Source organism: Brakhagea slesvicensis, from assembly GCF_052161625.1.
GTDB lineage: Bacteria > Planctomycetota > Planctomycetia > Pirellulales > Pirellulaceae > JBKCUI01.
The window spans coordinates 1,973,369-1,985,236 of sequence record NZ_CP197412.1; the positions used below are offsets into that span (position 1 = coordinate 1,973,369).

The 11,868-nt window shown below is 55.2% G+C and carries 6 protein-coding genes; 5 read left to right on the top strand and 1 reads right to left on the bottom strand.

Translation table 11 applies throughout. From position 1 onward, the window contains the following. Positions 1-169 precede the first annotated feature (169 nt). The gene (locus tag SH467x_RS07575; protein ID WP_482370672.1) at positions 170-703 is read left to right on the top strand and encodes a DUF456 family protein; all 534 of its coding nucleotides are present in this window, start codon (positions 170-172) and stop codon (positions 701-703) included. A gap of 14 nt (positions 704-717) precedes the next feature. On the opposite strand, the gene SH467x_RS07580 is transcribed toward SH467x_RS07575, so the two are convergent. After that, a complete protein-coding gene (locus SH467x_RS07580) occupies positions 718-1,716 on the bottom strand; it encodes a sulfotransferase family protein (protein WP_482370673.1) in 999 nt (332 codons plus the stop codon). A gap of 308 nt (positions 1,717-2,024) precedes the next feature. On the opposite strand from SH467x_RS07580, the gene flhA reads away from it, so the two are divergent. The 4 genes from flhA (at position 2,025) to SH467x_RS07600 (ending at position 11,856) form a co-directional block, all read left to right on the top strand. Next, positions 2,025-4,103, top strand: coding sequence for a flagellar biosynthesis protein FlhA (gene flhA / locus SH467x_RS07585; RefSeq protein WP_482370674.1), 2,079 nt, complete (start codon positions 2,025-2,027; stop codon positions 4,101-4,103). Between the two features lie 452 nt (positions 4,104-4,555). Next, positions 4,556-6,280, top strand: a complete 1,725-nt coding sequence (locus tag SH467x_RS07590; RefSeq protein WP_482370675.1) for a methyl-accepting chemotaxis protein — start codon at positions 4,556-4,558, stop codon at positions 6,278-6,280. Positions 6,281-6,557: 277 nt separating this feature from the next. After that, positions 6,558-10,283, top strand: coding sequence for a 3-keto-alpha-glucoside-1,2-lyase-like domain-containing protein (locus SH467x_RS07595; RefSeq protein WP_482370676.1), 3,726 nt, complete (start codon positions 6,558-6,560; stop codon positions 10,281-10,283). 88 nt (positions 10,284-10,371) lie between these two features. Beyond that, complete coding sequence (locus SH467x_RS07600; RefSeq protein WP_482370677.1) at positions 10,372-11,856, top strand: PQQ-dependent sugar dehydrogenase; 1,485 nt, start codon at positions 10,372-10,374, stop codon at positions 11,854-11,856. Positions 11,857-11,868 lie beyond the last annotated feature (12 nt).

The window sequence follows — 11,868 nt, forward strand, 5'->3', positions numbered from 1 at the left end:
AAAAGTTCGATCCAATAATACCGCATTTGTGATCCGAGTTCCAAAGTTAGACCCAAGAACCGGATGAAATGTTCGAATTTTCACTGTTCCTTCCATTTCCATTTTCCGAGCTTGTCTTACCCCGTTTTCGATCGGCAGACACGTTGGACCAACGCACTGGAGACCGCTTGTGATTTGGCTGGTTGTTGTTTCGCTTTCGTTGCTCGCATTTGGTTTCTGGACCCTCACGCTCCTGGGAATGCCGGGGAATTGGGGTTTGCTAGCCTTGGCAGCCGGCGTGGCCTATTTCGCACCGGGGGAACATGCGATGGGGGTGGAGATCCTCGCATTGGGAAGCATTTTTGCATTGGCGATTGTGGGAGAGGTCGTTGAGTTCTTCGCCGGTGCTGCGGGGGTGAATCAGTTGGGGGGCTCCCGCAAAGGAAGCGTCCTCGCACTGGTAGGGTCGATTGTTGGTGCAGTGGTCGGACTCTTTGTCGGATCGCCGATCCCCATCCTAGGCAACTTGATCGCCGCCTTGTTCTTTGGCGGGCTCGGTGCTTTCGGTGGGGCCGTCGCAGGGGAGCGTTGGGACGGGAAAGAATGGGACGTGGCCGTGCGGATTGGATGGGGCGCTCTTTGGGGCAAGCTGCTGGGAACGTTGCTCAAGGCGATATGTGGCACGGTGGCACTCGCCATTCTCTTATTCGCGCTTTGGACTTGAAGTCCTGAGCTGTCTCAAGGCCCATAGCCGTATCGTTCCGCATAGTCGCGCCATCGTGACATCACGCGTTGCTCGACTTCAGGATCGAGACCGAAACGATTGGTTTGGTATTCCTTTTCCGAATCGGACCGAGCCATCAATGCCGGACGGACCGACTCGAAGTCGCCGATTTGGAGTTGGCGATAAATCCTCTCGACAACTTCGACAGGATTGGCGACCAGTTCTTCGTAGCGAACGTCGATGATTTGGGATTCAGGCAAATCCTTTCGCCCCTTCTCAAAGGATTGGTACATCGAGTGAAGGGATCGGAGCACGAATTCTGACAATCGGTCTGGGTCGGTCGGACGCTGCAATCCCTGCACGGCCTCGAGCGACTTCCAGAGTTTCATCGTCGAGGGATAGAGTTTGCGAGGGTCGCGAGCGATATGGATGAACTTGGCATCCGGGTACATCTCACGAAGGATCTGGATTCGGCCCGTGTGGGGAGGGCTCTTGAGGATTAGCGGTTTCTGCGTCTTGTACGTCAGCGCGCGGAGGAACCAATCCAACAGGCGTTTCCATTCGCGAAGTTGTTCTGGGGAGAAGCCTTCGCTGGAGAGCGTGTTCTCATCCACGAAGTCATGTTGTGGAAACATGATGTGAGCATAGGGGGTGGGTGCCCCGAGGTTCATCAGAGCAAATTCGTCTTCTTGAGGTAACGCCCATCCCGCTTTCATGTTGTCCATGGGACGTTTGTTGGGGATTAGCCAGCCACCGAATCGCGTGACCAGATTTTCTGTCAGGAGAAAATGCGACGGGGCGAAGCACTCGAAGGTCGTCGGCGAAGCGAACTTCGGATCGAGCGTCAGGAGTTCATGGAGCAATGTAGTTCCACTGCGCCAGTGCCCAAGCACAAACAGGGGCGGAGCGGCAAGAGGCGTGGCCGCAATCTTTTTGCCAAATAGAAGATGCTGCGTGAGAGTTAGCAGATCGGAACCGGGCATAAAGCAGCTGACACCCAGGACAATATGCATTCGATTCCAGTCGTACTGAAACCGGTTGCGTGCCAGGTGGCGGAACCAAACCCTCGACGGCATTCCGTGCCAGAATCTGGGAGCCCAAGATGGGTAAGCGTTGATAGCGGGATCGGCCGAGGACATTCCTAAAGATGGTAATCGCGTTAGCTAGCTGTCATGTGGGCCGGCTTCGATTCCGGAGAAGCGACCTGCTGGCACTACCTTACAAATCTATCGCGGAAACCGATATAGACATCCCCTAAGATTCCCGGCTACTTTCCGAAATCTTGCGGGAATTCTTCAAGTCTCATCGGGGATAGTCGGCTATGGGCAATTGGTTGCGAGGGTTGGAACGCTACACGGATGCCGTGGTGCCGATTGGCATCATTGCATGCCTGGTGGTGATTCTCGTCCCTCTGCCCCCGACCTTGCTCGATATTCTCTTGTCCGCCAACATTGCGATCGGAGTGGTGGTCCTCCTCACCACCATCTACATCCAATCTCCGCTGGAGTTCAACATCTTCCCCGCCATGCTGGTGGCGACGACACTTTCTCGCCTCGTTTTGAACTTGGCTACCACCCGGTTGATCCTAACGCACGCGGGCGAAGAAAAACTCGATGCAGCGGGAGATGTTATTCGTGCGTTCGGGGAGTTTGTTTCCGGGGACTCGATCGAAGTCGGGATTATTCTCTTTGTGATCATCTTCTTGATCAACTTCATCGTGATCACGAAAGGTGCGACGCGGATCGGCGAAGTCGCAGCACGATTTGCGTTGGATGGTATGCCTGGAAGGCAGATGGCGATCGATGCTGACTTGAGCGCCGGTGCAATCGATGAGAAAGAGGCGCAAAGGCGGCGTGAAGAGATCACCAGGCAAGCCGACTTCTATGGAGCGATGGACGGTGCTTCGAAGTTCGTGCGAGGCGATGCGATCGCAGGGATTGCGATCACCATGATCAATTTGTTCGGTGGTCTGTACATGGGTTACATGTACGCCGACATGACTCTCGTCGAAGCAGCGAACGTCTATTCCAAGCTCACCATTGGGGATGGGCTGGTAAGTCAAGTCCCCGCGTTTTTGATCTCGTTGGCAGCTGCGTTGCTCACGACTCGGAGCACCCAAAAGTCGAATTTCTCCAACGAGTTCTTGAGGCAGATCTTTTCGCGTCCCGAAGCGCTGATCATTTCGGGAGCGTTCTTGATGATGCTCATCTTCACAGGCCTCCCGACGTTGCCGATGTTTTCGATGGGCGCCGGATGCATCGGGCTTGCGATCCTGATGAAGAGTCAAGTGAAGAAGGGAGCCCTCCAAGAGGCGGCCAAAAAGCAGGCCGAAAGCGAGGCGAAGAAAGAACCACCCCCTGAAAAGAAGGCAGAAGATTATCTCGAAGTCGATCCGATGCGACTGGAACTGGGAGCCAAACTCATTCCCTTGGCAGATCCCAATCGAGGCGGCGATCTGATGAAACGGATTTCGACCGTTCGGGCCACCCTGGCGACCGAAATGGGAATCCTGTTACCCATGGTGCGGATCAAGGACCGGATGAGTCTGCCCGAATATTCGTATGAACTTTCGATGAATGGAAATCGCATCGCGTCCGGCATGCTTCGCCCGGATCGGCTACTGGCGATCGATAGCGGGTTGACGTTGGGGCCGATTCAAGGGGATGAGACGACCGATCCGGCCTTTGGCAAACGCGCCTTCTGGATCGAACCCAAGCAGCGACAGCAGGCCGAAATTTACGGCTATCAAGTCGCCGAGTGCGCGGCGGTCCTCGCCACCCATGTCCAAGAAACCGCCCGGCGTCATGCGGAAGAACTTCTGACCCGTGAAGTCACGAAACAATTGATCGACCAATTGAAGAAAGGGGCTCCAACGGTGGTGGAAGAGCTGATCCCTCAACTGATGAAGCTCTCCGACGTTCAACAAGTCCTACAGAATCTTCTGCGGGAGGATGTTCCTATCCGGCAACTTGGGTTGATCCTCGAGACACTCGGCGACTTTGCCCATCGTGTGAAGGACCCCATCTGGCTGACCGAGTACGTCCGCCATCGATTGGCCCGAACCATTTCTCATCGCTATCGCGACAATGCGGGTGTTCTGAAAGTCGTGACGCTAGATCCGGCCATGGAAGATCGAATCGCTGCCGGGGCCGAACAGACCGATCGCGGGATCTTCATTCGCATGGCACCGGAAACAATTCAGAAAACTTGCCAAAAGATCGCGGAAGGTCTCAAGAAATTGGAGCAGCAAGGGAGAACCCTCTGCGTCTTGGTGAGCCCCAAAATACGTGTCCCGTTACGTCAGATCACGCAAGACAATCTGCCGAACATCCGAATCCTCAGCTACAACGAGGTCTCTCGCGACACAACCGTCGAATCGGTAGCAATGGTAAGCGATTGATCGCCCTAGTAACTTTGGAAAATTAGAACTTCAGCGCAGCATTGTGTCTCACATGAGCTATGTTGTCACATGTCGAAAGCGAGCGAACTCCCGATCGATTCCCCGCATGAATACGCGATGAAGACCTTGAGTTGATTTCCATTTATTGAAGTAGTTTGGACATCTCACCTTAGCAAGTCGTTTAAAACGTACCTTGCTGTCTTGTATTGAATGCGCCTTGCCGCATAACGCGCGCAAAGCCTCCATCTATTTTTGACAGGTTCGAAAGGCGGTGAATAGTTCCGCTAGTACGGTGGCCTGAACCTGGATCGCAATTCATGCCTGCGAGATCGTCTAACGGATGACACCGATTGATTGAATAAATTTTTGTTTGAAATGAGTCCATCATGGGGTTTTTGAGAAGATTCAATGACCTGGGTATCCGCCCAAAGCTCGTAACGATCGTTGCATTGATGTTACTTGGAGTTGGGATTGGCTTTATGTCGTTGTTCCGAAGTGAAGTCCGGACAGCGGCCCAGGAAGATACGATCGCCCAAGCGCGACGCGTGGTCGACATGGCCGAGTCGGTACGCCACGGTATGGAAGAAAAATGGAAGCTCGGTGTCTTCGATCAGAAGGTAGTGAGCGAATGGGCCAAAGAAAAGAAGGTGGAACGAATCTTGGGAGCCGTTCCCATTGTCGCTGCCTGGGAAGCCGTAATGCTTCGTGCCAAGGAAGGGGGGTATCGTTTCAAAACACCAAGACGCGGTGCTCGCAACCCTGAGAATGAGCCGGATGAAGTCGAGATGCGAGCACTGGATCAACTCGCTCTGGGCAAAACCGAATACTTCGAACTCGACAGCCACAAGAACGAGATACGTTACTTCCGACCGATTCGTCTCTCGCAGGAATGCATCATGTGCCACGGCAGCCCGAAGCTGTCCGAGGAACTTTGGGGGAATAATGAAGGACTCGATCCAACCGGTCACCGAATGGAGAATCTCGCGTCCGGCGATCTGCACGGCGCCTTCGAGATTATTCAATCGCTCGACCATGCCGACCAGCGCGCTTTCGAAGCCACGCTTAAAGGCTTCGCATTGGTCGGACTTGCAAGCCTTGCAGCCTGCGTGGTTCTCGTCTTTATCCTCAATCGCTCGGTCATCAATCCCATACAAGAAGTGACGCGCGCCTTTTCGAAACTGCTCCAAGGGGATCTCCGGCAAGACATCGCCGTGACCAGCAAGGACGAAATCGGAAAGTTGCAGATCGGTATCAATACGATCGCAAAGCAGACAAAGGGATTGATTGGCAATATGCGACGCAGTTCCAAGGAACTGGAATCGGTTTCGAACGAATTGGGTACCACCGCCGAAAGAATGCAGAATGCGGCAACCGAAACAACCTCGCGCAGCCGTACCGTATCGGCTGCATCGGAGCAGATGAGTCAAGCTCTCGAGTCCATGCGATCTTCGTTGCGAGACGTGAGTTCCACCGTTCAAGCGGTTGCGAATGCTGCAGGCGAGATTATCGAAAGCACCGACCGCGTTACATCCAGCACACAAGAATCGGCGAATGTGGCGCAGCACGCGAGGCAACTCGCAGGAAATGGCACAAAACAAATCCGAGAACTGGAGCAAGCAGCCAATGGAATTGGTGAGATCATCGGTGTGATTCGCGACATCGCAGATCAAACGAATTTACTAGCGCTCAACGCAACGATCGAAGCCAGCCGAGCCGGTGAAGCGGGCAAAGGCTTTGCGGTTGTCGCAACGGAAGTCAAGCAGCTTGCAAATCAAACAGCCAGTGCCACAAACGAAATCCGACGCCGTATCGAGTCGATCCAAAACATCTCCTCTGTCGTCGTGGATGCGATGACCGAGATTGAAACCGTCATCGATAGTATCAATTCGGGTATGAACATGACATCGGACGCGGTGGAGCACCAACGCAGTACGATCCATCTCGTAACCCATCAACTGGCCGAAGCAGCTGAACGAACATCGTCTGTTGCCAACAGTGTGGAAGAAACCGTGGTGGCCGCTCGCGAAGTAAGCAAGAGTATTCACGATGTGAATCTGATTGCAGAAGAAACCAGTCGCGAAGTGGAGTCGACCAAAGTTGCTGGAGCCGGATTGCGACGCGTCACCGACATGTTCGATTCGCAGCTTTCCGAGATGGCTTCCGCCTTTCAAACCTAATTAGCTTCAACCATTCCTGCCGTTTCTAAACCCAAACGGGATAGACGGCCCGGGTTATGAAATCTGGATGACCTCGAGGTGGAGTTCGCTCTGCCTCGAGGTCTTTTCGTTTCCATCGCCCAATGGACTTTCGATTCAAACTCGTCGAGAAAAAGTTTGACTATACTAGCCCTGTTTCGTCGCTGTCCCTCAGCAGCAGACTCGGAACCGGTGTTCCAATCTTCCAGAGGGACAGTCGCCAACCTGCTGGATGAACCTCCTTTTTCCACACCTCCCTATGACATCGCTTCAGACCACGCCCGTTGGCTTCCACGTTCGCACGCCCGCCAGCGCTCGGGATTCACGACGGGCACATTCCTATGTTTCTCAAGGTGCACCGCGAGGATTGGTTCGCCTCCTCCTGCTGTGCGTGGGAATAGGGACCAACTATGTGGCGGTGGCCGGCGCAGCGCCCCAGGCAGAGGCCCTCGCTACACAATTCGCCACACAATTCGCCACACAGGGTGAATACGCGGGCACAAGTTCGGCGATGCAAGTCATCGCCTTGGGAGACGATTCGTTCGAGATCGTCCTCTACGGAGGGGGCCTTCCCGGCGCCGGATGGGATCGACTGGATCCCGAACGGATCGAAGGAGATCGTGACACGGTCCAACGCATCGCTTCGGTACGAGGGCTTAAGAAAACGGAACGCGCAAGCCCGACACTGGGAGCCAAGCCTCCTGCCGAAGCAATGGTGCTTTTCGATGGTTCCGCAGAGTCTCTTCAACAACACTGGCTACCGGGTGCGAAGTTCAGCGAGCAGACCGTTGGCAAGGAACGGACCCTCGCGGCCGGCGCGACGACACGACAAGGATTTCAAGACTACTCGCTTCACCTGGAGTTTCGCGTACCCTTTGAGCCAGCCGCGGAAGGGCAATCCCGCAGCAACAGCGGCGTCTACCATCAAGGTCGATATGAAACGCAAGTTCTCGACTCTTTTGGATTGCAGCCTACGAATCGAGATGCTGGGGGCATCTATGAAGTCAGCGCCCCGCTTTTCAACGCATCGCTGCCGCCGGGAGTTTGGCAGACGTACGACGTCGACTTCACCGCGGCTCGCTTTGATCCCAATGGAAAGAAGATCAGCGACGCGAAACTGAGTGTGCGCCTCAACGGTCAGTGGGTTCAACAGAATGTAATAGTCCCTTCGGTGACTCGTTCCGCCATCCACGACGAGGGGCCTTCCCCCGGTCCAATACACTTGCAGGATCACGGCAGCCCGGTCCTCTACCGCAATATCTGGTTGGTCCCTCGCGACTCCCAACGCGATGCGATTCGCCCTTGGGTCGCTGGCTTCGAGCGATTTCAATCCGATGAAATGGCGTCGGGACTTTCGCTGCTAACCCAACTTCGGTGCACCTCTTGTCATGCATCGAACCAATCGTTGCCGGTACCACAGCCGGCGCCGAATCTCAGTTCCGTGGGGAAACGCGTCCGTCCAGACCATTTGTTAGCCATTGCCTCGCACCCGTCGCAAGCCAAGCCAGGCACCACCATGCCTGACCTGTTTCACGGGCTCCCGGACTCGGAGCGGGAGCAAATGGGCAAAGCCTTAGCAAGCTACCTTGCCTCCACCGGGCGAATCGTCGATCGCCCCGGGGATGCGGCTGCCGCCGAACGGGGATTGAAACTCTATCACTCGATAGGATGCGTGGCATGCCATGCCCCGAGGGGAGACATGGAGTCGGCAAAATGGGGGGGAGTCCCCCTCGGGAACTTGACGGAGAAATACACCGTCGGGAGTTTGAGCGATTTCCTATTGGACCCTCATGCTATCCGCGCTGGGGGAGCGATGCCCAAACTGGTTCAGAATCGCACCGAGGCGAGGGACATCGCATGCTATTTGCTAGGAGATCGCGTTCTGGCTCCCTCTACCGAACAGTTCCAAACGACCCTGTTTCACGGCGAATGGGATCGATTGCCTAACTTCTCGAATTTGACTCCGGTGAAGAGCGGCACAACAAACGGTTTGGATTTATCGTTTGCAGGGCGGTCGGATCAATTTGCGATGGTGTTCGAAGCCTATTTGCCGCTGGCCAACGCTGGACAAGTCCGTTTCTTTCTTGGCTCGGACGATGGCAGTCGACTGCTGATCAACGATCGCGAAGTAATTCGTCACGACGGCATCCATCCCCACACGGAGAAATCAGGGCGGGTTCGATTGGAAGCGGGCGTCCATCGATTGCGATTGGAGTATTTCGAAGGGAGCGGACAAGAGTCCCTCTCCCTCGAAATCGAGACTCCCGACACAGGCCGAGTTCCCGCGTCCATGCTCGTCACGTTGGACCCGAAGAGCGAAGTGAAGCAAGAGTTGATTCCTTCTCGATTCCAACCCGACGAGTCGTTGGTCGAAGTTGGGAAGCAGATTTTTATAGCAAAGGGATGCGTGAATTGCCACGCCATGGATTCGAACGAACCTACTGCCAGCGATTGGAAAGCAAAGAGCTTGGACGAGCTAAGCGGCACTCAAGGATGTTTGAGCGGGACCGTTCCTCCAGGGCTACCCCAGTACTACTTGACTCGGGAGCAACGACAAGTCTTGCAGAGAGCGCTGCAGAGCCTTCGCGACCCTGCGATCCAAAACAATACGTTGCACCATCAACTGATGGCGTCGAATTGCTACGCTTGCCACCAGCGAGGCGAGATTGGGGGTCCGGAAGTAACTCGCGATCGGCTCTTTTTGACCACGACCCAAGAGATGGGGAACGAAGGACGGGTTCCTCCGATGATTCAAGACGTGGGGAGTAAGCTCAAGCAGGAGGTGCTGTCGAGCGTGATCGCGAATGGGGCAAAGGATCGTCCTTATATGCTGACTCGCATGCCCGGGTTCGGGGCTGCGGTCTCAGAACGGCTGACTAATGCTTTGGTAAAGCACGATCTCATTCCACTTGAGAGCGCATCGTCGGGCGAGAAGCCGTTTCCACCGCGCGATAGCGTCGAGGGGCAGGAGCTCTCCATCGCCGGGAGGAAGCTGGTAGGCAGCGACGGTTTGGCATGCATCAAGTGCCACGTTTTTGGGGGCAAGTCGACGCCCGGAATCCAAGCGATGGATTTGTTGCGGATGACCAACCGGCTTCGAGAGGATTGGTTTCATCGATACATGCTCGATCCGACACGTTACCGCCCAGGGACTCGAATGCCTCTTAGCTTCCCCGTGGGCAAGTCCGCTGTAACCAGTGTCTTTCACGGTGATGCTGATAAACAAATCGATGCACTTTGGGCCTACTTGTCCGAGGGACCGCAATCAAAAAGTCCTTTCGGATTGGATGGAGAGGCGATTGTACTAACCCCGACCGACCGACCGATTCTGTATCGCAATTTCCTGGAAGGACTCACGCCGCGAGGCATCGCAGTTGGCTATCCAGAGAAGGTGAACATCGCTTGGGATGCCAACGAGATGGCGCTTCGGTTGATTTGGAAAAATGAGTTTATCGATGCGAGCAAGCACTGGGTGGGCAGAGGGCCGGGGAATCAAGGACCGCTGGGAGACTCCGTGGCGAGCATCGAACCCACCGCCCCCATTGCCCTTCTCGGATCGCTCGATGCGAAATGGCCGGGGGGAACGAGCCGGCAACGTGGATTCCGTTTCGGTGGCTACCGACTGAATGAAGCTGGGCAACCGAGCTTTAAATATCGAGTTCGAGATTGTGTGGTAAGCGACACAGTCGTTCCTTACCGGCCCAATAAAGAGAACGTAACGAGTGAAGTAAGAACACAACTAAAGCGGACCTTGAGAGTTCAAGTTCCTTCCGCTGAGAAGCTATCGGGGGAACGGGCTGTGTATCGCATCGTCGCTGGGGAGGTTCAAGAACGGCCCAATGGCGAATACTTGATCGATGGTCGAATCTCAATGCGAGTTGACGGGATATCGCTACAGCGATTGCGAATCGATGGCCGCGAGGAGCTGCGAGCAGAGCTGCCGGCTGGGACCGAGACCGTGATCACCCAGACGATCGATTGGTGATGGTGGGTCGCAAATAGAATTCAAAGAAAACATCCGTAGTCAGACGATTGAAATGAAAAGAAAGACAACTATGACAGGAGCGTTCTCCATGCGATGCAGCTTAGCCATCTGCCTTGGGATCAGCTGGATCGGCTTCGCCATCGCGCAAGGTACGGGAGGTGCCCGAGAGACGGCGAGTGCCCGCGAAGAAGAGTACTATGCGATCACAGCCTTCGAGACACCACCTGGTGCCGTACTCGAGATCGGAGCCATGCAGTGGATGAGCGACGGCACATTGGCCGTTGCGACGCGACGCGGCGAGATTTGGATGGTCCGCGACCCTCTCGCGCCGCAAGTCAAAGCCTCGCAGTTTGTTCGCTTCGCGCACGGTTTGCACGAACCGCTTGGATTGGCCGAAAAGGACGGCTGGCTGTATGTAACGCAGCGCAGCGATGTCTCCCGATTGCGAGATCGGGACGCCGATGGAGTGGCAGATGAGTTTGAAGTCGTCGCGGATGGATGGGAAATCAATGGTGACTATCACGAGTATGCGTTCGGTTCCAAATTTGATCGGGATGGGAATTTATGGGTCGCGTTGTGTCTGACCGGATCGTTTGGTAGCGATGTACCTTTCCGAGGGTGGGCGCTGCGCGTTACCCAGAACGGCGAGACCATTCCTACTACCTACGGATTGCGTTCCCCAGGAGGAGTCGGCTTCAATGTCAAGGGAGATGTCTTTTACACGGACAATCAAGGCCCCTGGAACGGAACGTGTGGACTCAAGCAGTTGGTACCTGGAAAGTTTGCCGGACATCCAGGCGGCAATAAATGGATGCAAGGCGCTAAACCCTTCCAGGGGGTTACACCGGTGCAGCCGCTTGATAACAGCCGAATGGCCGTTGAAGCAGCCAAGCATCAAGACTTGGTTCCCACGGCGGTGCTGTTTCCCTACAACAAGATGGGACAATCGGCGAGCGGAATTGTCTGCGACAGGAGCGGAGGAAAGTTTGGCCCGTTTGGCGAACAGTTGTTTGTCGGAGACCAGACTCACAGCACGCTCATGCGTGTCGATTTAGAAGTGGTGGACGGCGTTTATCAGGGTGCTTGCTTTCCCTTTCGAGCAGGTTTTGGATCGGGTGTGGTCGGAATGGAAATGGGACCGAATGGTTCGGTATTTGTCGGTGGGACCAACCGAGGATGGGGCTCTCGCGGCCCCAAGGACTTTGCGCTCGAGCGATTGGATTGGACGGGAAAGACCCCGTTTGAGATCCAATCGATGCGTTTAACCCCCACCGGTTTCAAGCTTGCATTTACAGAGCCTGTGGACCCTGGTGCGGCGGGAGATCTGAGCCAATACACCATGGAGACGTATACGTACATCTATCGCGAGCAATACGGCAGCCCCGAGGTTGATCATACAAAGCCCACGCTTAGCGCTGTCCGTGTCTCTGCGAACGGCAGGGAGGTCGAACTCGACGTAGAGGGACTGCAGATTGGCCACGTGCATGAATTGAGAGTCGGAGCGATGCGGTCGGCGGCTGGTAATCCGTTGCTGCACCGTGAAGCCTATTACACGCTGAACCGACGCAAATAGCGAAAGAGCGTC